Origin of the sequence: Panacibacter ginsenosidivorans (genome assembly GCF_007971225.1) — a bacterium.
Classification (GTDB): domain Bacteria; phylum Bacteroidota; class Bacteroidia; order Chitinophagales; family Chitinophagaceae; genus Panacibacter; species Panacibacter ginsenosidivorans.
Genome location: NZ_CP042435.1, coordinates 983,670 through 1,009,953, shown reverse-complemented (window position 1 = coordinate 1,009,953; position 26,284 = coordinate 983,670). Strand labels below are relative to the sequence as shown.

Genomic DNA, 26,284 nt, shown 5'->3' with positions numbered 1-26,284 from the left:
ATCTTTTGTGAAGAAACAACTCCCGTTATTAATAATACTGGTTTTAGCTATTGCATTTATTACTGCGTGTACAAAGATTGTTACTACCGATATCGGAGGTGACCTTATACCGCCAATTGATGGGGTTAATACCAAAGAAATGTTTCTGGATGTAACTTCCAAGAATATGAAAGATACGATAGTTAAAGTTGGTATAGGTACCCCAAATGCCCTTGGTTATATAAGCAATGATCCACTGTTTGGAAAAACAAGTGCATCAATTAATGTAGAGCTCAAACCATCTGTCTTTCCTGTTTATCCTGTTAATGGTACAGACATTAAAATAGATTCAGTTGTTCTTGTGTTAGGTTATAGTGGCGTGTGGGGTGATACCACTGTACCCCTTGGTTTTAGAGTATATAAAATAAAGAATACAGATGCAAGCGCAGACGTATTAAGGTCAGATACTACCTATGCTACAAATTACCAGGTCGAAAGAGGCGATGAACTTACAGAAAACTATGCTGCTGCCAACATTGATATAACCAAGCTGAATGATTCTATTTACCCATTTGAAGAGGCTGCAACCAATCAACTAAGGATAAGGCTTAATAAGTCATATGGAGATGAGCTGCTAAATGACTATGATACAACCTCAACGGGGGCATACCATAGTGATTCACTTTTCCAGCGTTTTTTTAAAGGGTATCAAATTGTTCCTGAAACAGGAATGGGAAATGCACTTTTAAAAATAAACCTGCTGGATACCAACACTAAGCTAGCAGTATATTATAATTTCAATATAAAAGATTCTATAAATAAAAGAGACACAGCCGTTCGCTATTACAGAACCAACAACTATAGTTGTGGAAGCAGTAATTATGTAACAAGAGACCGCAGTGGAACAGCCATACCATCTTATATTCCCACTAACGGAAATATAAATGACAGCCTTTTATTTATCGATGCAAACCCTGGTATTTATACTAAGATCACTATAGATAGTCTTGCAACACTGAGCAATAGAATCATACATCGTGCGGAACTGGTGATGGAGCAGGTACCCGGTGACCCAATCAATGATGCATTATTTACAGCACCTAACTTATTCCTGACACCATATAGTTTGGATTCTATGCGGCGTTTTGCCTTACCACATGATGTTTTGATTTCCAATGGAACCGTGGGTAACCAGTTGAGTTATGGTTGCATCCCTAACAAAAAAATAGATCCCATTACACAACAAACTATCTATTTCTATACGTTCGATATTTCACGCTATGCACAAGGCATCGTAACCAGGCACGAGAAAAGTTATCCATTGATACTCTATGCACCGTCAAACGATTATATTTATCCTCTTGAAACTTCTATTTACCAGGTTTATACAGGTACAAGCGGTCCATTGAATACACCCGCAATTGGCAGGGTAAGATTAGGGGGCGGTAATAGTGTTAATCATAAAATGCGCTTACACATAGTATACTCTGACATACAATAACGCAGTCAACATAATTTAAGATCACCCGCTGATACCAAAAGTTAGCGGGTCTTTTTTTGAATATTGGTTTTCTGAACATACCCTTGTCAAAACCTTAACTAAATATTTATCTATATCATTTATCTTCGGAGTTCTTAAAAATTAAACAATTCCCTCATGAAAAAATTTTTGCTCGCCTGCTCTCTTTTATTTGCGGTTGCCGGTTTTGCACAAAACCCTATCCAATATTTGTTAGTAGGAACCTACACTACTGGTGGTAAAAGCGAAGGCATTTATGTATACCGCTATAATCCGAATAAAAATGAAGCAACGCAGGTTAGTGTTGCTAAAGGCGTCGAGAATCCTTCTTATTTAGCCATCTCAAGAGACCAGAAATTTGTATATGCCGTTAACGAAAATCATGGAGATAAAGGCGGGGAGGTAAGTGCTTTTGCCCTGGATAAAACAAAAGGTGAACTGGTTTTTTTAAATAAGCAATTAACAGGCGGTGATGATCCTGCATATGTTACCGTAGATTCAACAGGTAAAAATGTTATCGTAGCAAACTACAGCGGCGGAAATATAAGTGTTTTAAAAACCAACGCAGACGGTTCTTTGCAGCCTGCCGTGCAAACAATAAGTCATGATGGTTATGGTGTAAATGTGGCCCGCCAGGAAATGCCGCATCCACACTCTGTGGTACTTTCTCCTGATGAAAAATTTTTATTTGTAGCCAATCTTGGCAATGATAGATTGTATCGTTATGCCTTTAATGCAAACGATGCCACCAATCCTTTAACGCCACTAGATCCTCCCTACTATGAAGTGCCGGATGGAAGCGGCCCCCGTCATTTTACATTTCATCCCAATGGAAAATTTGCTTACCTGCTAAATGAATTGGCCGGTACTATCATCGTGTATGAATACAATAATGGAACGCTAAAAGAAATTCAAACCATCGTATCTGATAACACCAATTCAAAAGCAGATAAAGGAAGTGCAGATATTCATGTAACACCTGACGGAAGATTTTTATACACCAGCAACCGCGCTACAGCAAACGATATTGCCATGTATAAAGTTTCATCTGATGGTAAACTTGCGGAGAATGGTCACCAGGCTGTTGGTATGCATCCACGCAATTTTATGATCGATCCTACAGGAAGATTTTTATTGGTTGCAAACCGCGACAGCAACAACATCCAGATATTTATCATCAATAAGAACTTTGGTATTTTGCAGGATAGCAATACCAAGATAGATGTACCAATGCCTGTATGTTTAAAAATGGTGCCTGTAAAATAATATTGTATTTTTTGTTTGCAAACTGCAGTAAAACTATTGAGCTGTTGTTGTGTCACTCACTTGTACGTTCGGAACAATGAAAGAGCAAGTTTACATGTTCACGAAGTTTACTAGTTTATACATTTGTTATATTCTAAGAACCTGCGAACACGTAAACTTGTAAACTGTATAAACTTATTCTTCAGTACAAGAGTGCGACGCAACGAAAATGACCAAAGAACCAACTGCCGGAACCATAATTATCAGCAGAATTTAATCGTACCGAAAATCTTTTATTGCAACGTTTTGCCTGTTTAGCAGGTCTTTAGTTGTTTACCAGTTACTTTGATATGTCGTTCATAAAATATTTATGTATCACAATTTGTTATTTGTTTCTGGGCTCTGCTGTTTCAGCACAGCCCTGTTCCGCTTTAGGGCAAACACCTTCCACAGCCTTTCCGGTTTGTGGTGTTGATACTTTTTCTCAAACTATTGTTCCTCCCTGTAGTAACAGAGGCCTGGCGGTACCGGGTTGTGATCCTACAGGGGCTTCTTATGCTGATAAAAACCCATTTTGGTATAGATTTACCTGTTTCGCCAGCGGCGATCTGAGTTTTACAATAACACCAACAGATCTGAATGATGATTATGATTGGCAGCTATACGATATTACAGGACATAATCCTGACGACGTTTATACAAATGCATCATTAGTTGTTACAGGAAACTGGTCCGGGAGTTATGGTTTAACGGGTGCAAAATTTGGTGGTTCCTCAAATATTGAATGTGCATCAATACCCACTGATAATGTTCCTACATTTAGCCAGATGCCTTATTTAGAGCAAGGGCATACGTATCTTTTAATGGTTAGTCATTATACAGACTCCCAGATAGGTTATAAACTTTCTTTTGGCGGCTCTGCAGGTATTACAGACCCACTTGATCCTGACTTTGCATCAAGCAGCGCAAGTTGTGATGGCTCGCAAATACGCGTTAAGCTTAATAAAAAGATGAAGTGTAAAACGCTTGCAACAGATGGCAGTGATTTTTTTATTAAAGGTGCTCTTGCAAAAATTAAATCTGCAGAAGCAATTGGTTGCGATAATAGTTTTGAATTTGATTCATTAATAGTTACGCTCCAGGAGCCGCTTACAGCAGGCACTTACCAGCTCGTAGCAAAAAATGGTATAGATAGTAATACCGTACTTGATAATTGCGACAGAGGCATTGCAATAAGCGATGAAATTGATTTTACAGTTTACAAAGTTGCGCCAATACCAATAGGTGATCTTACACCTGTGCAATGCGCACCAGATATGTTGCAGTTCACTTTTATAAAAAATATTCGTTGCAATAGTATTGCACAAGATGGCAGCGATTTTATTATTACAGGTCCGCATTCTGTTAATGTTGCATCTGCTGAAGGCGTTTGCGTAGATGGGCTTTCAAGATTGATAAATGTAAAACTTGCATCACCGGTTGTATTGGATGGAACATATACTATTCAACTTGTAAAAGGTTCTGATGGCAACACTGCCATTGATGAATGTGGCGAGGAAGTGATTGAAGGAGCTAAAGATTTTACTGTAAAAGATACAGTATCGGCAAATTTTACTTACGAGCTTATTCAGAATTGTGCCGATGATCAGGTGAATCTTTTTAACAATGGAGGCGCCAGTATTACAAGCTGGAAATGGTACTTCGACAATGTTGATTCCAGCAGCTTACAAAATCCTGTAAAATATTACAGCGGTTTTGGGTCAACTACAATAAACTTATCTGTTACCAATGGTTTTTGTTCTGACACTGCACAACAGGTCATTACACTTCCTCATGATGAGCTGGATGCCAGGTTTTACGGACCCGCTATTTATTGCCCCGGTGAAGTGGCGGTTTTTAAAGACTCAAGTATTGGAAATATTGTTGGATGGCTCTGGAGTTTTGGTAACGGGCATACAAGTAATTTGCAAGTGCCACCAGCGCAAACATATTACACTGTTGAAAGAGAAAAACTATTTCCTGTACAACTTATAGTGCAAAGCAACAGGAACTGTTTCGATACATCTCTACAATATTTAAAAGTAGCCAGTAACTGTCATATAGCTGTGCCAACAGCATTTACGCCAAATGGCGATGGTGTAAATGATTACCTCTATCCACTCAACGCATATGAAGCTATCGATCTAACTTTCAGCGTGTATAATCAATTCGGGCAAAGAATTTATTTAACAAGAGACTGGACACAAAAATGGGACGGATCATTTAACGGCCACCCACAACCAACGGGTGTCTATGTTTGGATGCTGCAGTATAAAGACCTTTCAGGGAAAGCATTATTTTTTAAAGGAACAACAGTGTTGATGCGATAATGTTTTTGTACAGGCAGTTGAATAAATATTAAGCTTCTGTTGTGTCACTCACTTATACGTTCTGCTCATTACTCAACGATCAGCGTTTTAAATATCTTTCTCTTATGATACCTATATGATGTATCTCATGACCAAGCACGAGATAGCCTACTGATCTTACGGTCATATTTGACCTGCCTGCTGTGCCCCTGTGTAAGATCATTGCGTCTGTAAAGCTTCTGAATAATTCAAGCGTGGAATCTCTTACTACTGCATACTCACGAATGATATCTTTAAAATTTCTTTGATCAGCATTGCTCACATTTGCATATTTATTTTCATCAAACGCGGTTAGCACAGTTTCGTCTTTTCTTGCAAAACGCAATGCACGGTAAGTAAGCACACGCTCTACGTCTATAATATGCTGCCACATTTGTTTAATACTCCATTTACCAGGCGCATAACGGTATTGAAGATCCTGCTCTGTTAACTGGTGTAAAAAGGTAAGTGTTTTGTTTAGAGAATCCTGCAGACCTTCTATCAGGTCATTGTAATATACCAGTTGAATTTCTGCGGCAAACCATTCAGGATATTCATCTGAAGTTGGTTTTGTTATGATAAGCTGGTTGTTCATAACATTATATATTAACGTGTATAGGAAGAATTGAAAGTTACACCGTTTTTTAAAAAACCTGCTTTTAAAAGGCTGGTAATTTTTGACGATTAGTGTAAGAATGTACAAGAGTGCGACGCAACAGGCGATGATAGTAGTAATGCGGTTTGGCAAAAAATAAATCCTTTAATCTCATGAAAGATAAGAATTACTTATTAGTAAGGAACTAATGCATAACGAACTTCTAGGTCTTTGATCTCTTTAAATTTTTTTGAATTGAAATAATAGGAAGTATAAGAGCCGTTAAAAATATTGTGTTTATCAGTTACAGGTACAGTAAGTTTTAATGCAGTGCTATCATAGGAAAGTGGCGGAATTTTCTTTATGCCTTTTAATTCAATGGAATTAATTGCAATAAGTATTCTGTTCTTTTTTCCGGGCAAAATATTCGGCTGTGATAATGAACTGTCTTCTATGCAAAATGTTTTTATTTCCTGCCATGGTTCTGTTGTACGGCCTTGTCCATAACCTTTTGCAAGAAATATCTTCCTGTCTTTTGTTGTAATGGTATAAATAGCCGTGTATCTTATTTTAGGATTTTCGGGTTTAGATTTTATGAACTCCTGCTTTTGTTGCTGTAAGTATATTGAGTCTTTTATTTTATAAAGAATTACCGATGCATAATCAATTTTAGAATCTCCTAATCTTGTGTCCCAGGATACAATGCAAAATGTTTTATCGGCAGATTTAATAATTGTAAGCAGGTTAAAATCAAGCGTGTCTTTTACATTCATAATAATACTCTTCCAGGTATTGAGAAGACGCGGAATTGAGTCAACGGCTTCTTTTAATTGCTGTGTATTTTTTTGCTTGTACCTGAGTTCTTCTACTAAATGGAATTGATGATCTACTGTACTGAAAAATTCTGAAGTTGAGTCAGTGACAGCAGTAGCCTCCGCATATGTATCGTATATTGATTGTGTGTATGCAGCAGTTGTATGTAGTAAGATAAAGGTTATAAATAGGATATATTTCATAAACAGTTACATGCTGACGATCATGCCTGCATCATCCAATCTTTAAACGCTTCAAAGCCTGAAGATAACATAACACTCTTTTTAGATTTGCTTAAAAGATGCTGAACGCTTTCAGGAATTTTTATAGTGACGCCTGTAACTTCTTCTACTGTATCAGGAAATTTTACCGGATGGGCAGTTTCAAGAATAAAACCTTTATCATTTGTATGATATTGTAAATAATCGTCTAATGCTTTGTATGCAACAGCGCCATGGGGATCTAAGAGATATTGATATTGCTGATAAACTTCTTTAATAGTTGCTTTAGTAACAGCGTCGTCGATGCTTACACTACTGAATAGTGATTTTAAATTTTCAATTTTTTGTGCAAACAATTCCATAATACGAATAAAGTTACTGGGGTTGCCAACATCCATTGCATTGGAAATGGTTGCTACAGCTTGCTTTGCTTTGTATTCCCCTGTTTGTAAAAATTCAGGAACAGTGTCATTGGCATTGCATGCAGCAATAAAATGTTTTACCGGCAAACCGCTCATGTATGCAACAATGCCTGCACAAATATTTCCAAAATTGCCGCTGGGTACACAAATGATCGGAGGTTCTTCATGGTGCCATTGCTGGTATGCAAAGAAATAATACAACTGTTGAGGTAACCATCTTGCAACATTTATTGAGTTAGCAGACGTTAATGAAAATTTTTTATTAAGATCATCATCAATAAAAGCTTGCTTTACGATAGCCTGGCAATCATCAAAATTGCCTTGTACTTCGATGGCTGTAATGTTCTGCCCAAGTGTTGTTAACTGCAGTTCCTGTATCGGGCTTACTTTTCCGGAAGGGTAGAGGATGATAACATCAACGCCTTCTACGCCAAGAAAACCATTTGCAACTGCGCCCCCTGTGTCGCCGCTGGTAGCAACGAGTACTGTTGTATGTTGCTGACTGTTGCGGTTGAAATAACCAAGACAACGGCTCATAAATCTTGCACCAACATCTTTAAATGCAAGTGTTGGCCCGTGAAATAATTCTAATGAAGAAATATTATCTGTGATCTTAACTAAAGGAAAATCGAAGTTGATGGTTTCTACAACGATTTGTTTTAGTATATCATCGGGAATGCTTTCACCAACATAAGGTTTCATTACAGTAAATCCGATTTCTTCCTTACTGTAATTTTTAATGTTTTGAATAAACTCTTTTGATAATGTTGGAATGCGTTCCGGAAAATATAATCCTTTATCGGGTGCCTGTCCTTTTACTGCTGCTTCTGCAAAAGATACATTTGGTGATTGGTGATTGAGGCTATAATAAATCATTATGAATAGTCAATAGTAAATGATGAAAAATATTATGCTGTACAAGTGTGCGACGCAAGGAACGATGACGAATGATTTACGGTTTGGTTCATAAAATTATTCGCTTACAAGTTTTACACCTTGCTGATTAATAGTTGTAACATGCGTGTGATAATCGATGCCGATCTTTATAAACACATCTTCCATTTCTTTTGCTACAGCATGCGCCGTTGCAGCATCTTTACTGAGCATGAAAATTGAAGGTCCGCTGCCGCTGATGCCACCGCCTAAAGCGCCGGCATCTTTACTGCGCTTTTTTACCTCATCAAAACCGGGAATGAGAATGCTGCGCACCGGCTCGATGATAACATCTTCAAGAGAGCGACCGATAAGATCGTAATCACTTTTGAGAAGCCCTGCGACAAGTCCCGCAATATTTCCCCATTGTTTAATAGCATCTTTTAACAACACTTGTTGTTTAAGAATTTGTCTTGCATCTGAAGTGCGCACTTCAATCTGCGGATGCACAACTGTAACATGTAAGAGCGGCGCTTCGATGCTTACAATATCTAATGGATGAATGGCACGAATAAGTGTGACACCACCATAGATGCAAGGCGCAATATTATCCGCATGTTTTACACCACTTGCAACCTTTTCGCCGAACATGGCAAAGCGCACAAGATCTAATTTGCTGAACCGGTTACCAAGTAAGTAATTCGCCGCAACTACAACGCCGGCAGCGCTTGCAGCGCTTGAGCCTATACCGCTTCCGGGTTTGATAAGTTTGGTAGAGCGGATGATAAAACCTCTTACGTCAGGTGTTTCATCCATTAATGCAAGCATGGCTGCACCGCTTACATTTTTTTCAGGATCAGTTGGTAAATTATAGTCGTCGTTGTTGATGATATGAACGCCAGGCTCATCTGTTATTTCTACTTCAAACTCATCGCAAGGTTCATTCAATGCAAAACCTAAAATATCAAAACCGCAAACCATGTTGGCAACCGTGCCGCAAGGAAATGCTTTTACTTTTTTCATTGTTTGTTATTCGTTGTTCATTGATTATACTCTAGCCACTCTTATGATGTCTGCGAATACACCGCTTGCTGTAACATCAGCACCAGCGCCTGCACCTTTTACAACCAGAGGTTGTTCAGGATAACGTTGTGTGTAGAATAACACGATGTTGTCTTTGCCATACAAATGATAGAAGTCGCTGTTTGAAGGTATGTGTTGCAACCCAACCGAAGCTTTACCATTCTCATATTGTGCGACAAATTTAAGTTTACAATTTTTTGCAGCAGCTTCATCATACAAAGCTTTAAAATGAGCTTCCTGTTTGCCCATTTCTGTGTAGAAATCTTCAACGCTTCCTTCAAAGCAACTGGCTGGTAAGAAGTAATTATTGGTAATGTCATCCATTTCAATTTGTTCGCCTGCTTCACGTGCAAGGATCATGATCTTGCGCATAACATCTGTACCACCAAGATCAAGACGCGGATCTGGTTCTGTATAACCTTCTGCCTGTGCCTGACGAACTACTTCGGTAAATGGTTTGGTACCATCATAATTATTGAATACAAAGTTTAGTGTGCCCGAAAGAACTGCTTGTATTTTATTTACTTTATCACCACTTCTTCTTAGATCGTTAAGTGTGCCGATGACAGGTAAACCTGCACCAACATTTGTTTCGAATAAGAAGAGTGCATTGTATTCTTTGGCGAGTGATTTTAGTTTGCTATAACTTTCATAAGAAGAGGAAGCTGCTATCTTGTTACATGCAACAACAGAAACAACTTTTTCTAAAAGCTTGTTGTACACCGCTGCCACATCAGGATTTGCAGTTATATCTACAAAAACCGAATTGCGTAAATTCTTTTGAATAACCGTTTCTACAAAAGCATTTAAATTCATTACTTCCGCTTTCTCCAATTCTTCTTTCCATATATTAAGATTGATCTCATTGCCATTGTCTACAAACAACATTTTGCGACTATTTGCAATACCTGTTATGCGCACTTGTAAATTCAAATGCTCTAATAAGAATTGCTGTTGTTGCTTTAATTGATCCAATAATTTACTGCCAACATTTCCTGCACCAACAATAAAAACGTTGAGCTGCTTGTATGTTGTTTCAAAGAAAGCTTCATGTAAAACATTTACTGCTTTTTTTACGTCATCACTGGAGATAACTGCAGAAATATTTCTTTCAGAAGAACCTTGCGCAATAGCTCTTATGTTTACTGCATTTCTTCCAAGTGCACTAAACATTCTACCTGCAATGCCGGTATGATGACGCATCTTATCACCAACTAATGCAATGATTGAAAGGTCTGTCTCGATCTTCAATGGCTCTAATCTCCCCTGTGTTATTTCAATTTCAAAAGTTGTGTCAACAGCCAGTTTAGCTTTATTTGCATCGTTTGTATTTACGGCAACACAAATAGAATGTTCCGATGAACTTTGTGTAATCAAAATCACATTTACTTTCTCACTTGCCAATGCTTCAAATAATCGTTTGGAGAAGCCTGGAATACCAACCATACCACTTCCTTCCAAACTTAATAATGCTATGGAATTAATACTGGAAATACCGGTAATTATTTCGCCTTGCTGATCAGATGCGCCAGTAATTACGGTCCCGGCTTCATTTGGCGCAAAAGTGTTCTTAACCCATGTTGGAATATTCTTCTGCATCACAGGTTGAATAGTAGGAGGGTAGATAACTTTTGCACCGAAATGAGAAAGCTCCATTGCTTCCTGGTATGAAGTATGTGTAATGGTCTTTGCATTAAGTACCCAGCGTGGATCTGCAGTCATCATGCCGGTTACGTCTGTCCATATTTCTAGTGACGAAGCATTAACCGCAGCCGCAAAAATTGCAGCAGTATAATCAGATCCACCACGACCAAGCGTTGTTGTATTCCCATGATCATCACTTGAAATAAAACCCGGTGCTAAGAATAAATTTTTATGCGATGAAGTAACTGTGTAAGCGATCTTATCATTAGTAACACTAAAGTTTACTGCAGCAAAACCATAGTTGCTATTGGTCTTTATCAGTTTTCTTGAATCAAGCCAATCATGTTCTAAGCCTTGCGATAACATGAATGCTGAAATGATTTTTGATGAAAGTAATTCACCAAAACTTATAACCCTATCTTTTGTGCGCAGCGATAATTCCTTCAAATAAAAAACACTGTTACAAATTTCGTCCAGTTCATTAAAGTGTTGTTTTATCATACTTAAGCAACTACTCTGGTGTGTTACAGGAAGTAATGCTCTTGCCGTATCCAAATGTTTTGTTTCCAATTTTTGCAATACGTCTTTGTAAGCTTCATTGCTTTGTTCTGCTAATGTTCCTGCTTTTATCAGCAAATCTGTTACTCCGCCTAATGCCGATACTACCACTATTTGTGGATCACTGGCTGCTTTTATAATGGCTAACACTTTTTGTATATTCTCTGCATTGGCAACTGAGGAACCTCCGAACTTTAAAACCTTCATATAACTTTCTTAAGATGTGATTTTTATGTTTGTTTTGGTTAATACCAGCTTTTGTTTTTTATAGCATCCCTGTTGCGTCGCAAGCACTTCATCTTTTGTAAAATTGGCGTCTTTAAAATAAAGTATGTAATTTTTCGTTTATGTATCCACACTCTTTGAGTGCTAAAGATATTCTTTTGAAAGCTTCCGTTGTGGAACAGGGGATGATATGGCAATGTACAACCCTTTACAGGGTTGTAATAGTTGTTGATGTAGAAGCTGTGAGCGCTACAGACAGAATCAGTTGAATGTTATGATTAAAATGATTGTTCATTTTGTGGTGGCAAGTTAAAGGTATGAGTGTTTATAACAAGCGTTAGCATAAATTTCTTTTATACTTTTAAACCCGAATAACTATTTATGGAAACCATTGAACTCAAAAAGAAGCTTATTGAAATGATTGAAGCCATTGATGATGAAGAAATATTGTACCTGATAAAGGAAGATATTGTTTTTCAAGTTACTTCAAAATCAATTACGGATACAACAGCTGATCATAAAGCTGAGGAACACGGTTTAATGATTGTGAAATAGTACAACGTTCTTTTTTGGAGCTTAGCTAAAAATTATGCAAAGCTTATTGGTGAACTATTATATTTCAATAATAAAGATATACAGTACAAAAGTGCGACGCAACGTAAGCCTGATAATTGTTCTTAAGACAGGCTCATAAAATGTTTTTTACTAACCCATCCAGATAAAGTAAAAGTCCCGCAATGTTGCAGGACTTTTTTTTATTATTTGTAATCAATTTTATTACTTCGGATCCAGCGCTCTTTTTATTCTTTCTGCAACATCCTGTAAATGATACTTACTTAATTTATCTGTTGTGCCGGGAATGGCAGCAAGAATATCGCTTCTTAATGAAACAAGATGTGCTCTTACAATAGAAGGAACATCTGTATTCTTTACGTTTGTGCTAAGCAGTGCAACAAATGCAGGCGGTAAACCGCTGATAGCTTGCACAGGAGCGGGATTTAAAATACTTATGAGTGCTTCTGCATAAGCCTTTTGCAAATTGCGACGCATGTTATCGATTGGTTTCTTTGACACTAGCTCGGTCCATAGACCTTTCTTAACATCAGTAAGCATTTCATCAACCTGGTAAGTATTGTTAGTACCAAAACGATTACTGCTAATGGCCATAATATTTAAGCGTGATGGCCTTAATAAGCTGTTTAATACATTTATTTGCACGTTGCCCACCATTTCAGTGGACGTTGGATTGCTGATTTTGTTAAGAATATTTTTATCGAGCAGCCATGTGGGTGTCTCAAATAATTGTTTCTGTAAAAAATTTACGGCATCTTTTTGTAATGCTTTTGGAGTTGGCTCATAAACGTCTCCATTCTGTTCAACACTTTTGGGTGTTTCATAAATGCCGCCAACATTTTTTGTAACATGATTCATATACCTGTTGAACTGAATAACTACCTGACTATACATTTCATCAAGGTTGTCATATTTATCGGCCTCTTCTTTGGTCCATGTGGGTAAATTAGTAATAATACGTTTTAAATTCTTAATGCCATATTCACTTGCCTTCATGGCGTTATCACCCAGGTCTTCTGTTTGGGAGCGTGGATCGTATGGATTTATTTCTGTACCAAACCACAAGCGCGGGTTTGCACTAAGACTATCTAAGATCCATTTGTTGGTTATCTTTTCATCTGCATCTTCATCTTTTGTATTTGTTAATGTGTAACCCCATTTGATGGCCCACATGTCATAGTCTCCTATGCGTGGAAATAAACCTTTTTCTGAAATACCGTCTTCGGGTTGTGCAACATAGTTAAAACGTGCATAATCCATAATTGACGCTGTATGGCCGTGCGCTTCTACCCAGGCTTTATTACGCAGTAGCTCTACGGGGGTTTTACTGCTGCTTCCCATATTATGACGTAGTCCCAACGTATGTCCCACTTCATGTGAGGAAACAAAGCGAACCAATTGTCCCATCAATGAATCGTCAAATTTCATCTTCCTTGCCTTTGGATCAACTGCTGCCGTTTGTATAAAATACCAGTCGTGCAATAATTGCATTACATTATGGTACCATCCAATATGACTTTCTAATATCTCGCCACTACGCGGATCATGAATATTCGGCCCATAAGCATTTTCAATGTCTGATGCAAAATATCTAAGTACTGCAAAGCGTGCATCTTCAAGACTCATTGTTGAATCATTTTCAGGCCATTCTTTACCCATAATAGCATTTTTAAAGCCAGCTTTTTCAAATGCTTTTTGCCAGTCATTGATGCCTTGTATCAGATATGGTCTCCATTGTTTGGGAGTTGCAGGATCTATATAATATATGATTGGCTTTTTGGGTTCAACCAATTCTCCACGCTTCCATTTTTCTATATCCTGATCTTTCGGCTCAAGACGCCACCTTACGATAAAAATATCATCCTGCACTTTTTGTTGATTATCGCTAAACACCGTATAATTATCAGCAAAATATCCAACACGTGGATCAAATTTTCTTTTGGCCATTGGTTCTTTTGGCAAAAGAATAAAAGAAGTATTCATTTCAAATGTTACGGCACCTGCCGCAAAAGCTCCTGGAAGTCCAGACGAAATAACAACTCCTCCACCTCCGCCAAAATTCGGCATGGCATTGTAAGTCTTTACGGTTTTAACTTCAATATTTACCGGGTAACTATTAATATTTTTAATATAGCTTCTTTCTGGTGCAAGATTAGCAAGATTGAGAGCTCTTTTTCCAAAGGGGTCAATGCTGATGACCTGGTTATCACCATTAAAGAAATTGGTAACATCGATTACTAAACCTGTTGAATCCTTACCACGGGATTTTGCTTCAAAGGCAGCGGCGATAGGATTAACATTGGAATTACTTACAGCCTGATATATCTGGTTGGTAGAATCTGCAACGCTGATGGTAGTAATAACACGAAGAAATACATTTTTATTAGGCCCTTTTTCTAAGCTGATCACCTGCTCATTTGCAAGTTCACCTCCATATACGTTACCTCCGCCTGCTACTTTACTAAATCTTGTAACTGCCATTATCTGGCGATTAAACATAGAGTCTGGTATTTCAAAATACCACTTATCTTCAACTTTATATACATTAAACAATCCTTCTTTTACTATTGCTTTATCAGTAATAATATCTTTAAATTTTTTGAGTCCGTCTTTAGGTTGTGTTGAATCTGTTTTGCTAACAGTCGGAGGTAAAACAGGAGTATCTTCTTTTTTCTTTTGGGCATAAAGGCTGATGCAAAGTAAAACTGCCGGCAGCAGTGCAAAAAATTTCTTCATAAATTAATATTAGTTGTTTGATCAAAAAATAAATTTACAGGAATATCAATTACAAGCGGAGCTGATATTGGTTTATCTGGTTATAAAATATTTTAGCGGCAGAATTATTTTTTTACGAACATTTAAAACTATGGCATCGTTCCTTGCTACGCTCAGTTCATCTTTTGTCTATGTGTTATTCAGCCCGATGAAAATTTTAATCTTTTTTTCTACAAAGAGTTCTATTATGAAATGCCGTTTTAAAAAAAATATATACTACCAGTTGGTAAAATGCTTTCCTGTTCTGCATTACAGGGCAAACAGTGTGATTGTTTTTTATACTAACAGTTGTTACAAACAAAAATTATATTTCTGTAACACTATATAGTTGATTGTGTTCAAACTAAAAGTTGGATACAATAAATAAAGTTTTTAATTTGTGTGCCCAATTAAATTAATTGCTTTAAACTTGTTTTTTGTATATAAATTTCATTAGAATTGTACTTTTAAAAATCAAACCAATTTTTTACTTAAAATCAATTGTGTCATGGCTGAAACTAAACCAACTGCAACAGCAGCATCAAAGAGTTCTACTTCCGTACAACCTGTAAAGAAGAGTAATTCCATTTCATGGATTGCGCCACTTAGCTGTATTATTCTGGGTTACATAATCTGGCGTTTTGTTATTGGTGCTGAAAGTAACTTTACTAACCCGGATCCTGCAGGTGGATTCTGGCCTGATCACCAGGGAGCAAAAGGCAACATACCCCGTATGTATTTAGGTGGTATCATTGTGCCGATACTTATTGGTCTTTTGCTTACTGTTATAACATTTGTGATAGAAAGATTTCTTACCGTTTCTAAAGCAACAGGGAAAGGTAGCGTTGCCGAATTTATACGTAAGGTTCAATATCATTTGGCAAATAAAGATATTGACAAAGCTTTAGCTGAATGCGACAGACAAAAAGGGTCTGTTGGCAATGTAATGAAAGCAGGTCTGCGTAAGTATAAAGAGATGATCTCGAACACGGAATTAGCCACGGAGCAAAAAGTACTTAACATTCAAAAAGAGGTAGAAGAAGCCACAGCGCTTGAATTGCCAATGCTTGAGAAAAACCTTGTATTCCTTTCTACGATTGCTTCAGTAGCTACATTGCTTGGTCTGCTTGGTACGGTAATGGGTATGATACGTTCATTCTCTGCTCTTGGTGAAAGCGGCGGTGGTGAGGCTGCTCAAAAATTATCACAAGGTATATCTGAAGCCTTGTATAATACAGCACTTGGTATCGGCACTTCAGCAATTGCTATAATTATGTATAACGTATTTACTACAAAAATTGATGCTATCACATATGGTATTGACGAATCTGGCTTTACATTGACACAAAGCTTTGCAGCGAACTATAAATAATCATTTAAACATGATAATTTGTGGAAAGTTGCGTGATCTGCATCTAATTAGTGAAGTTTTAAAAATTATATAATGGCAAGACCGAAAATACCACGAAAAAGCACTTCAGTTGATATGACAGCGATGTGTGATGTGGCTTTCCTGTTGTTATCTTTCTTTATCCTTACTACAAAGTTTAAGCCTTCGGAAGCTGTTCCTGTGGAAACTCCAAATTCAGTTGCTGCTAAAATAGCTCCTGAGAAGGATGTAGTTATGATATCGCTTAATAAAGATGGAAAGGTATTTCTTTCAACAGGAGATAATACTTCTGACAAACAGAAAAAGCACGACATTATTGCATCTGTTAATGAATCACGGGGGCTTGGGTTGTCAACCACAGATATTGACGCTTTGGTTAAAGCACCATTCATTGGCGTTCCACTCGCTCAATTAAGTCAGCAGGCAAGATTAAAGACAGAACAAATGACAGCCCTTACATTGCCTGGAATTCCTTGTAAAGACACTGCAAACAATGAAATGATAGATTGGATGCGGGCTGTTTCAGATGCGTACCAGGGAACAAAAGTTAATCTTTTGCTTAAGGGCGACAATGTTGCAAAATACCCCAGCTTTAAGAACGTGCTTACCGCTTTTAAAAAGAATAAACTTTTTAAATTCCAGATGGTTACCAATCCGGAAAGTGTGCCTCAGGGTACTGAACTTTGGAAAGCAAACATGAGTGGAAAAGCAAGAGAAGAATAATTTCATGCTTTGATAAATTTATTTGTTTAACTAAAAAAATTATGCGTCATGGCAGAAATGGATACCTCGGGTGGAGGTGGGAAACATAAAAAAGGTCCCGGAGTCAAAAAAGGGAAGAAGATGTCTACTAGAGTAGACCTTACGCCTATGGTTGATCTTGGATTCCTTCTTATAACATTCTTTATTTTCACCACAACGATGAGCCAGCCAACGGCAATGAAATTAAATTTGCCGGATGATACTGCAACACCTGAAGAACAAAATAAAGCTAAAGAATCCGGGGCGCTTACAATACTTCTTGGTAAAGACAATCATGTTTTTTACTATGAAGGAATATTAGCACCCGACGGTTCAAACTTTAAATCAAGTAATTTTAAAGAAATACGGGATGAAATCATCCATAAGAAACAAACCACTGATACCGCAGATTTGGTAGTGGTAATAAAGCCAAATGATGAAAGCAATTATAAAAACGTGATTGATATACTTGATGAAATGTCTATAAATGTTATTAAGAGATATGCTTTAGTAGATATTTCGCCAATAGAAGATCAGATGATAAAAGCTACAGAAGGCGGCGGGACTGCACCTGCTACGAGTGGTCAGTAAATTTCTTTTATGGAATTTCCCGGTATTTGAATCTTATAAAATAATTTCTTTACGATGGATACTAACAAAATTCTAAGCGCAGACATTCTCGATATTGTTTTCGAGGGGCGAAATAAAGAATATGGGGCATATGATCTTAGAAAGACTTATCAAAAGCGACTAATTATTGCTGTTATTTCTATGATCGCTTTTTGCATTCTTATCTTTATTAGTGTTGCTCTGGCAAAATTTGTGGCTTCTGATAAGCCGGTGCAAATGGTAGTACAGGATGTAAATCTGGCTGATGTAAAACAGGAAGAGAAGAAGCCTGAACCACCACCACCACCACCGCCAAAAGTTGAACCGCCAAAAGTGGAGATAACTAAATTTACACCTCCTAAGATTGTGAAAGATGAGGAAGTAAAACCGGAAGAAAAGCCACCTGAACAAGACAAACTTGATGATACCAAAATTGGTACGATTAATCAGGAAGGTGAGAAGAGTGATGTTGTAGCGCCACCTGTTGAACAGAGTACTGGCCAGGTCGAAGCTCCCAAAGCTCAGGAAGAAGATTACGATAAGGAATTTAAAACAGTGCAAATTGAAGCGAAGTTTCCTGGTGGTCAAGCTGCATGGATCAAATATCTTCAAAGAAATCTGAATAGCGATACTCCCGTGGAAAATGGTGCTCCTCCGGGAAACTACACAGTTATTGTATCATTCCTAGTGGATAAGAATGGTAATATTTCTGAAGTGCAGCCCTTGAATGATCCTGGTTATGGTACGGCAGCTGAAGCTGTTCGGGTTATCAAAAAAGGACCAGCCTGGTCGCCTGCTGTGCAAAATGGCCGCAATGTTATTTATCGTCAGAAACAAAGTGTAACATTCCAGGTTGCTGAGGGATAAAGAGAACTGAAATTAATATCACTACAAACTATAAATGTCTCCATTAATGGAGACATTTATAGTTATACCATAACGTAACCAACCTAAAGAGTTCTCAGATATTAATAATATATTATACCTAAATACCAAACCAAATATACAGGATGTAAATGTTGAAAGCAATTTTATGACACAATTAGGATTGTAACACGTTCTTGTATTCTGCTTGATTGTAAAGTTCGTTAAGCGTAAAATTAATTTTATTTCTTATTAGAAAAATTTCAATAATACTGTTTTCAGATAATGAATCATTAGCAGATTAAGCATTGCTTAATAATGAAAAAAAGTACAAGTGTGCGACGCAACGAAGTTTAATAGTAGCTATCCTGCAGGGATCAAAATAGTTAAAAATTACTGGCAAACATCAACAGTAAATGTGTATGATTTCGTAACGCCATTATTGCCTACAATTTGTACGTTAATATGTTTAATATGGCTTTTAATGTTTTCCGGATTATGCTGAATAATTATAATAGCGGCATCAGGATTTATAATAGTATCGGTTTCCGAAATTGTATCTAAATAATCTGTATAGGCAACAGTAGAAACAGGAGCAGGTGCTTCATATTTTTTCGGTGTAGCTTTAAAATTAAGTTCAGCAAGTGTAGATTCATCGACATTAAAGATGTAATCATCACGCTTCATATCACTCCAAACTTTTAAAGGCTTATTTGCAACAATTGAGGTATGTGTTCTTTTTTGCTCCTTTTCTTTTTTCTTTTGCTCCTGTATTTGTTTTAATTGTAGTTGCTCTTTAATCAGATCAGACTGCAATTTTTTATCTAGAAGACTTTTTAAAAAGTTGGTTGTATTTAAAGAAATGTTAGTTTTATTCGATATAGTCTGCATTTGTTTTGTAACCTGCTCAAGAACGTCATTTATTTGTATTTCACTGGTAAGCTCTTTTTCACTTTCAGATGTAGCAGTTACCAGCTCTGCTTTTGCTTTTCGAAGATCATTGTTCATGCTTTTCCAATCAATCTTTGCAAGCTCTTTCTGTGCAAGATTATTAATGGCAGCTTCTATAGCAGTAGAATCTGTAAGACTTACTCCCCCAATCTTAATATTGGTTATTGCTGTTTTTGCTTCACTCATTGCTTTTTCTGCATCTTGCTGAATAGATGGTAGTTCATTCTCAATATCATTGTGTATTTCTCTGAATGTTTGCATTGCAATCGGAGTAACCTTTTTTACTATATCTGTGGCTGCAGGTAATGTTTTACTTGCCTTATTTGCGGCAATATTGATGCTTTGCTCAACGGTTGTTTGCAAAGGTTTTGCAAACAGGTAATAAAATGGATTATAGAGCGGGTTATCAACAGTAGCAGTAAATGGTTCAACGAGTGTCTTTCTGTTATTAGCAGCAGGAGTTAAGTTTCTCTTTGCGTTATTTGCGGCAGGATTAAACCAGGCAACTGTTGTAAGCATTACTGTTATCAACAGCAACGCAAACAGATGATTACGGTATTGATGTGTTTTCTCCTGCTGGTTAAGCATACGTTTTACCCTGGGGAGCAATTCTCCTTTATTACCCGATGCCTGCATCGCAAAAGAAGGTTGTGTTTGTATGTAGGCTATTCGTAATAAAGCTTCCGCATACATAGCAGGTTTATATTGAAACTGCAATACCCAATCATCGCAACTGTTTTCTCTTTCCTTTTTGATTAGTTTACCAAGTAATTGGGTAAAGGGATTAAAAAATAATGCAACTTCTATAACCGTGATAATAATATTGATAAGGTAATCTGCCCGTTTAATATGAGCCAGTTCATGCAATAAAATTGCCTCTAACTGGTCAGGTGTTAAATGATTAAGACTTGCAATAGGGACAAGTATTAATGGTTTTGCAAAACCCAATGTCAGCGGGCTTTTAACCAGTTCTGAAAAGTAGAAGGTTACATTTTTATTTATACCAAGATAGCCAGCTGTTCTCTTTACAAAAAGTCTCCATTCAACATCTGCTTTTATTAGCCCTTCTGTTTGGATTTTTTTTATATATAGGTAAGCTCTTGTCAAACGCACAGCAAGAAACAACAGCATAAAAAGATAAGCAACTGAAAGATAAGGTAGCAGTTGCTCTGTCTTTATAATGACATACATTAAACCTGACGATAGATTATTTACAGCTGGCTCATAAAATGAATAGTTGTTATCTGCAATGCCTGCCGATTGGGCATTTGCAATTACATCGCTGCATTGTTTGTAATAAAACTGAAGTGTAAAAAGAAACCATACAAATCCTGCAAACTGTGCTGTTACGCCTGTAAAATATCTTTTTGAAGAAGAAAGCTTTCCTACATTGTTTACAAGCATAACAATTATCCATAACAGGGCTACCTGCCATAAACTATTGAAAATGGCATAACCTAATGCCTGTAAGAAAGCTGATTGCAGTAAGCTTTGCATAATTGCTATTGCTTTTTAAGATCGTTAAGCATTTGCTGAATTTCTTCCAGTTCTTCTTTACTTGGTTGTGACGATCCCAGTGCCTGCATTACCAGTTGCGATGCAGAGCCCCCAAATAGTGCATCAACCATTTTGCCAACCATTTGTTGCTGTGTTTTTTCCTTACTCACGTTGGGCTTGTATATATGTGTCTTATTACTGTCATCCCGTTTTACTAAGCCCTTTTCAAACATTATCTGCATTAATTTAAGCGTAGTAGTGTAGCCACTGTCTTTATATGAAGCAATATGTTCATGTACGTCTCTTACCGTGGCACTCCCTTTATCCCACAATACCTGCAAAATTTCAAGCTCACCTTCAGTAGGCTTTATCTGTTTACTTGTCATATTACGATTAATTTCGTACTAAAATACGAATTGAATCGTAAAGATCGTATGTGAGCATTATTTTTTTTTAAATCTTAACAATTAATAATGCCGTTCATCAAAAAGTGAATTTGAATTTTTGGAGCCGTGCATTGGATTTTCATAGCATCATCGTTGCGTCGCACTCTTCAACATTTTATTTATTATGAAGCATTAAGTATTGACTTTCAGTAATAAAATGTGTTATTCACTATTGTGAAAAAGAAAAGGCCTCGTTTTTTTATACAGGCTTTATTTTTGCAGCAATTGAATATTCGAATTCCGGCGTTGCAGGCTATATGAAGCAGTATTTATTCATTAACAAAAATTAAAAAAATGGTACAAAAAACATACTTCAAAACGAAAGACTATTGTAAAGTAAAATTTTCTTTTACTCCTGAAAATGCCGAAACAGTAGAAATTTTAGGCTTAAACAGCGATTGGGAAAACTCGGTTATCATGAGTAAGAAAAAAGATGGCAGCTTTACAGCTGATGTTTCTTTACCAAAAAACTCCAAACACGAATTCAAATACAGGGTAAATGAAACTGAATGGTTGAATGAGCCTGAAGCTGATGAACAACAACCAAACGAATTCGGTGGTATTAACAGTGTAATTATTCTTTAAAGCATAAAAGCCGATAAGGTTTTCAAACCCTTATCGGCTTCATTTTAATTATACAAGGGATTTACTTCCATCTCAGCAATATCGGTGTCTTTATAATTTTTTATTTCATTGTATAGTGTATCCCTTTCTACAGGTTCTCTTCTAACCTGTTTGATCAATGATACAAGTTGTGCTGTGGAAAGGGTAGGAGACTGCTCTTCACTTCCTGCCATGGAATATATCTTTGTGCTATCATCAATCGTTCCATCAAGATCATTTACGCCAAAAGATAAGGTTAGTTGAGAATTCTGCCTGCCAAGCATTGGCCAGTATGCTTTCAGGTGCGGGAAGTTGTCCATGTACAACCTGGAAACAGCATACATTTTCATATCTTCTACCACAGAAGTTTCAGGAACATGGCTCATATCATTATCCTTATTCCTGAATTTAAGCGGGATAAAAGTATTGAAGCCATGTGTTTCATCCTGGAGGTTGCGCAATCTCTCCATATGGTCTATGCGGTGCCAGTATTTTTCTATATGGCCATATAGTAATGTTGCATTACTGTGCATGCCTAATTGGTGCGCTGTTTTGTGGATCAATAACCATCCATCAGCATCTACTTTATCTGCGCAGATTTGCTGCCTTATTTCCGGATGAAAAATTTCTGCACCACCACCCGGAAGAGAATCAAGACCTGCAGCCTTTAATTTTTTCATTCCCTCTTCTACTGTCAATTTTGCTTTGCGAAACATATAATCAAACTCAACGGCAGTAAAAGCTTTTACATGCAGATCAGGGCGATGTGCTTTTATTTTTTGTAATAATTCAGCAAAAAAATCAAGATTCATTTTGGGATGAACACCACCAACAATATGAACTTCAGTTATAGGTTTGCCATCATATTTCTTTACCTTATCAAGCATTTGCTCTATGCTTAATTCCCAACCCTCTTCCCTGTGTGCATATAAACGTGAGTATGCACAGAACGCACAGGAAAAAACACAAACATTGGTAGGCTCTATATGAAAATTGCGATTGAAATAAGTTTTGCTGCCATGCATTTGTTCCCGTACCCAATTAGCCAAAGCGCCTAAATATGAAAGCGAGCCTTTTTCAAACAGCATAACACCTTCATCAAAATTTATTCTTTCCCGGGCTATAATTTTTTCACCGATTCTTTTGAGATCTGAATCTGTTGTTGCATTTACGATCTGCTGCACATTTATCATGTCATTCAATTTGTATGCAAAGTTAGGAGGTGGGTAATTAATGAACAACGTACAATGAACAATAAATGTAATTATAAATGCTGCGTTAAGTGCAAAGCGTACAAGTGAGTGACACAACAAAAGCTCAATAGTAGTAATGCAGCTTGTAAAAAAAATCTATCTAAACTGAATGGCTTTTACCGGCTTTATCGTTCTTACAAAAAGTGTAGGTAATAAAAGCGAAAGAAAGCAAACGAAAAGTGTTCCCAGGCATACCAACACAACCTGCCACCAAATTATTTCAACCGGCGCCGATGATACATAATAAGCAGCCTCATCTAATTTTATAAAGCCTGTATACTTTTCTATCAACGCAATGCCTACGCCAAAGAGCAGCCCAAAGCCAATGCCTTTTGCAGATATGATAGATGCATGATAAAGAAATATTTTTTGAATGTTCCAGTCATCGCTGCCAACCGCTTTTAATACACCAACCATGCGTGTTCGTTCTAACACCAATATCAACAGGCATGTAATAAGATTAATGATAGCAATGATAGACATTACAATAAAAATAACATTGCGGTTTACATCCTGTATATTAAGCCAGTCAAAAATGAAAGGATAAATTTCTTTTATAGAACGGCTGATCCAAGTGCCTGGCAACTGACTGGGGCCATCGTATAATGCATCATTAACGGCTTCAATATTTTTATAATCATCTAAAAAAACTTCATAGCCGCCTATCTCATCAAACTGCCAGTTATTTACACGCCGCAGCAAACGTATATCGCCAATAGCAAAGGTTTTATCAAACTCTTCTATTCCCGATTTAAAGATGCCTTTTACCTGTAATCTTCTTGTACTGCTACTTTTATTTTCAGAAGAAATAAAATATATATTGATGCTGTCGTTAACGTTTATTTGTAATTCATCTGCTATGAATTTACTTACCATTATTTGCTTGCTGTAAAGCGTATCATTAAAATCTATCCAGCTTCCTGCCACAAGAAAAGATTGCATGTTCGAAAAATCATAATGCGCATCAACACCTTTAAACAAGATGCCTTCTATCTCTTTATTTTTTTCAAGTACGGCCGACTTCGTTGCAAAAGGTTGTATATGCTTTATACCTTTTGTTGTATTCAATACCTGCAATACAGTATCGTTCTGCATAAGCGGCATCTCCTCTGCAATCATAGCTTTACCGCGTTCATATTCCTGTATATGAAGGTGGCCCCAAAAACTGAAAACTTTATTACTTACTGCGCTTTGAAAGCCATTTACAAATGCAAGCGTAAGTATCATAGCTGCAACACTCAATGCAGTAGCGGCAGTAGCCAGCCTTATAATAAAACGCGAAAAGGTACGCTGGTTGGTAAAAGCAATACGCTGCGCTATAAAAGATGATACATTCATTTAATGCGATAAAACTACGTTGCTAAACGGTTGCAGCAAAATGAAGAAAATAAATAACATTTTTTTGTACCAGGCTATGGAACAGATATTGAGGCTTTTGTTGCGTCGCACACTTGTGCCTTCTGTACATTATTCACCAGGTTTATATGTTTATAAGTTCATGCTTTTATGCGTTCCGTTACTGCAATATCTTCTTCGTGAATATGGAAGCCTGTGAACACGTAAACTCATCAACTCATAACATTATAAACAAAAAAACGGTAAACAATTAAACTTTATTTACTGCGTTACAGCATTACAGAACTAAAATTTATCGTACGTTTATTTTAAATTTTACGGATGAAGTTATCACTCCAATTGTTTTGCCTGCTATTTATATCTGTACCAATTTTTGCCCAACGCAACCCTGATAGTACTTATTTACCCAATATACACGGGATAAAATTTTATGCATATGGAAACCAGTTAAGTTATCCGGTTATAGGTCCCGGCTCCACTGCGTCACTTGAATTACACTTTGACGACCTTGATGCTAAAATAAGGAACTATAGTTATACTTACCAGTTATGCGATGCTGACTGGAATGTGCTTGATCTTAGCCCGCTCGATTATATCCAGGGCTTTACACAAAACAGGCTTAACCAATATCGTGTTTCTTCCATTGCACAGGTCAGGTATATTCATTACCAGGCAATGCTGCCGGAAAAAAATTGTGTACCTGTCAAATCAGGTAATTACCTGCTAAAAGTGTTTCTAAATGGGGATACTTCAAAACTTGCTTTCACAAGGCGCTTGCTGGTACTTGATAACCAGGTTCCTATTGCTTTAAAAATTACGCAGCCATATAATTCGCAACTGATGCGCACACACCAGAAAGTGCAGTTTAGTATAGACAAGGGTAAACTGAATATTTTAAATCCACAACAGCAATTAAAGGTAGTAGTGCTACAAAACTATCGCTGGAACAGTGCAGTAACAGGTATGCAACCACAATTCATGCGTAACAATATTTATGAATACAATGGCGAAAGAGATTTTCTTTTTGAAGCAGGCAAAGAATATCGTTGGGTAGACCTGCAGAGTTTCCGTTATCAAAGCCCAAGAATAGAATCGATTGATAAAACAAATCTTCCTATGGATGTTTATGTAAGAGCTGATCCACAGCGTTCACAGGAAAGATTTTTAATGATGCAGGATTACAATGGTGGTTATTATATACAGGGAAGCGATGTGAATAATGCATGGTGGCAGGGCGATTATGCCAAGGTGCATTTTACTTTTTATCCAAACAGCCTGCCTCTATTTGCAGGAAAAGATATTTACATTATGGGCGAGATGACTGCCAATGCACTAAATGATTCAACCAAACTAGAATTTAATGAGGCAAAAGGTGTTTATGAAATAACACTGTTATTAAAACAGGGGTTTTATAATTATACTTACGTTACAAAAGAAGCCGGCAAAAAGAATAGTAAGCCTGAGACAGCGATCACAGATGGTGATTACTGGGAAACAGAGAATAGTTATACAGTGCTTGTCTATTATCGTTCATTAGGCAACAGGTATGATGAATTGCTGGGTATGGCCACGATCAATTCTAAATTTGGTACACAGTAAGAATAATAACCGCAAAGACGCAAAGGCGGCAAGTTTTATTTTTCCTGACGTCTCTCCGTCACTGCGGTTTTTCTTCATGGAACA

At 37.1% G+C, this 26,284-nt stretch carries 21 protein-coding genes; 11 read left to right on the top strand and 10 right to left on the bottom strand.

Annotated elements, in window-relative coordinates; translation table 11 throughout:
* Nucleotides 1-7: 7 nt before the first annotated feature.
* From FRZ67_RS04250 to FRZ67_RS04240, 3 genes are all read left to right on the top strand, one after another.
* Nucleotides 8-1,480 carry a DUF4270 family protein gene (locus tag FRZ67_RS04250; protein ID WP_158638297.1) on the top strand — a complete coding sequence of 491 codons (1,473 nt, stop codon included), beginning with the start codon at nt 8-10 and terminating at the stop codon, nt 1,478-1,480.
* A gap of 156 nt (nt 1,481-1,636) precedes the next feature.
* Entirely contained in the window at nt 1,637-2,764 is a 1,128-nt protein-coding gene (locus tag FRZ67_RS04245) for a lactonase family protein (RefSeq protein ID WP_147188343.1), read from the top strand.
* Between the two features lie 329 nt (nt 2,765-3,093).
* Nucleotides 3,094-5,112 (top strand): T9SS type B sorting domain-containing protein, encoded by a 2,019-nt coding sequence (locus FRZ67_RS04240; protein WP_147188342.1) that lies wholly within the window; start codon nt 3,094-3,096, stop codon nt 5,110-5,112.
* Nucleotides 5,113-5,191: 79 nt separating this feature from the next.
* On the opposite strand, the gene FRZ67_RS04235 is transcribed toward FRZ67_RS04240, so the two are convergent.
* From FRZ67_RS04235 to thrA, 5 genes are all read right to left on the bottom strand, one after another.
* Entirely contained in the window at nt 5,192-5,725 is a 534-nt protein-coding gene (locus tag FRZ67_RS04235) for a DinB family protein (protein WP_147188341.1), read from the bottom strand.
* 194 nt (nt 5,726-5,919) lie between these two features.
* Nucleotides 5,920-6,741 (bottom strand): hypothetical protein, encoded by an 822-nt coding sequence (locus FRZ67_RS04230; protein ID WP_147188340.1) that lies wholly within the window; start codon nt 6,739-6,741, stop codon nt 5,920-5,922.
* A gap of 20 nt (nt 6,742-6,761) precedes the next feature.
* Nucleotides 6,762-8,057, bottom strand: coding sequence for a threonine synthase (thrC, locus tag FRZ67_RS04225; RefSeq protein WP_147188339.1), 1,296 nt, complete (start codon nt 8,055-8,057; stop codon nt 6,762-6,764).
* Nucleotides 8,058-8,153: 96 nt separating this feature from the next.
* Nucleotides 8,154-9,077, bottom strand: coding sequence for a homoserine kinase (locus FRZ67_RS04220; protein ID WP_147188338.1), 924 nt, complete (start codon nt 9,075-9,077; stop codon nt 8,154-8,156).
* A gap of 24 nt (nt 9,078-9,101) precedes the next feature.
* Entirely contained in the window at nt 9,102-11,546 is a 2,445-nt protein-coding gene (gene thrA / locus FRZ67_RS04215) for a bifunctional aspartate kinase/homoserine dehydrogenase I (RefSeq protein WP_147188337.1), read from the bottom strand.
* Nucleotides 11,547-11,686: 140 nt separating this feature from the next.
* Here thrA and FRZ67_RS23345 point away from each other — a divergent pair, with 140 nt between their 5' ends.
* Both FRZ67_RS23345 and FRZ67_RS23340 read left to right on the top strand, forming a co-directional pair.
* Entirely contained in the window at nt 11,687-11,833 is a 147-nt protein-coding gene (locus FRZ67_RS23345; protein WP_158638296.1) for a hypothetical protein, read from the top strand.
* Between the two features lie 112 nt (nt 11,834-11,945).
* Nucleotides 11,946-12,119, top strand: coding sequence for a hypothetical protein (locus tag FRZ67_RS23340; RefSeq protein ID WP_158638295.1), 174 nt, complete (start codon nt 11,946-11,948; stop codon nt 12,117-12,119).
* Nucleotides 12,120-12,341: 222 nt separating this feature from the next.
* Here the strand turns inward: FRZ67_RS23340 and FRZ67_RS04210 are convergent, their stop codons facing one another.
* Nucleotides 12,342-14,873 carry a zinc-dependent metalloprotease gene (locus tag FRZ67_RS04210; protein WP_147188336.1) on the bottom strand — a complete coding sequence of 844 codons (2,532 nt, stop codon included), beginning with the start codon at nt 14,871-14,873 and terminating at the stop codon, nt 12,342-12,344.
* A 526-nt stretch (nt 14,874-15,399) separates the two neighbouring features.
* Here FRZ67_RS04210 and FRZ67_RS04205 point away from each other — a divergent pair.
* The 4 genes from FRZ67_RS04205 to FRZ67_RS04190 all read left to right on the top strand — a co-directional run bounded on the left by FRZ67_RS04205 (nt 15,400) and on the right by FRZ67_RS04190 (nt 18,498).
* A complete protein-coding gene (locus FRZ67_RS04205) occupies nt 15,400-16,263 on the top strand; it encodes a MotA/TolQ/ExbB proton channel family protein (RefSeq protein WP_147188335.1) in 864 nt (287 codons plus the stop codon).
* Nucleotides 16,264-16,335: 72 nt separating this feature from the next.
* A complete protein-coding gene (locus tag FRZ67_RS04200; RefSeq protein ID WP_147188334.1) occupies nt 16,336-17,004 on the top strand; it encodes an ExbD/TolR family protein in 669 nt (222 codons plus the stop codon).
* 48 nt (nt 17,005-17,052) lie between these two features.
* A complete protein-coding gene (locus FRZ67_RS04195; protein ID WP_147188333.1) occupies nt 17,053-17,613 on the top strand; it encodes an ExbD/TolR family protein in 561 nt (186 codons plus the stop codon).
* 54 nt (nt 17,614-17,667) lie between these two features.
* A complete protein-coding gene (locus tag FRZ67_RS04190) occupies nt 17,668-18,498 on the top strand; it encodes an energy transducer TonB (RefSeq protein ID WP_147188332.1) in 831 nt (276 codons plus the stop codon).
* A gap of 390 nt (nt 18,499-18,888) precedes the next feature.
* On the opposite strand, the gene FRZ67_RS04185 is transcribed toward FRZ67_RS04190, so the two are convergent.
* On the bottom strand, nt 18,889-20,943 hold the full coding sequence (locus FRZ67_RS04185; RefSeq protein ID WP_147188331.1) for a M56 family metallopeptidase: 2,055 nt from the start codon (nt 20,941-20,943) through the stop codon (nt 18,889-18,891).
* Nucleotides 20,944-20,948: 5 nt separating this feature from the next.
* Entirely contained in the window at nt 20,949-21,329 is a 381-nt protein-coding gene (locus tag FRZ67_RS04180) for a BlaI/MecI/CopY family transcriptional regulator (protein ID WP_147188330.1), read from the bottom strand.
* A 354-nt stretch (nt 21,330-21,683) separates the two neighbouring features.
* Between FRZ67_RS04180 and FRZ67_RS04175 the strand changes: the two genes are divergently transcribed.
* A complete protein-coding gene (locus FRZ67_RS04175) occupies nt 21,684-21,974 on the top strand; it encodes an isoamylase early set domain-containing protein (RefSeq protein ID WP_147188329.1) in 291 nt (96 codons plus the stop codon).
* A gap of 44 nt (nt 21,975-22,018) precedes the next feature.
* Here the strand turns inward: FRZ67_RS04175 and mqnE are convergent, their stop codons facing one another.
* Entirely contained in the window at nt 22,019-23,185 is a 1,167-nt protein-coding gene (gene mqnE, locus FRZ67_RS04170; protein WP_147188328.1) for an aminofutalosine synthase MqnE, read from the bottom strand.
* 156 nt (nt 23,186-23,341) lie between these two features.
* On the bottom strand, nt 23,342-24,583 hold the full coding sequence (locus FRZ67_RS04165) for an ABC transporter permease (protein WP_147188327.1): 1,242 nt from the start codon (nt 24,581-24,583) through the stop codon (nt 23,342-23,344).
* A gap of 339 nt (nt 24,584-24,922) precedes the next feature.
* On the opposite strand from FRZ67_RS04165, the gene FRZ67_RS04160 reads away from it, so the two are divergent.
* Complete coding sequence (locus tag FRZ67_RS04160; RefSeq protein ID WP_147188326.1) at nt 24,923-26,200, top strand: type IX secretion system plug protein; 1,278 nt, start codon at nt 24,923-24,925, stop codon at nt 26,198-26,200.
* Nucleotides 26,201-26,284: the final 84 nt, after the last annotated feature.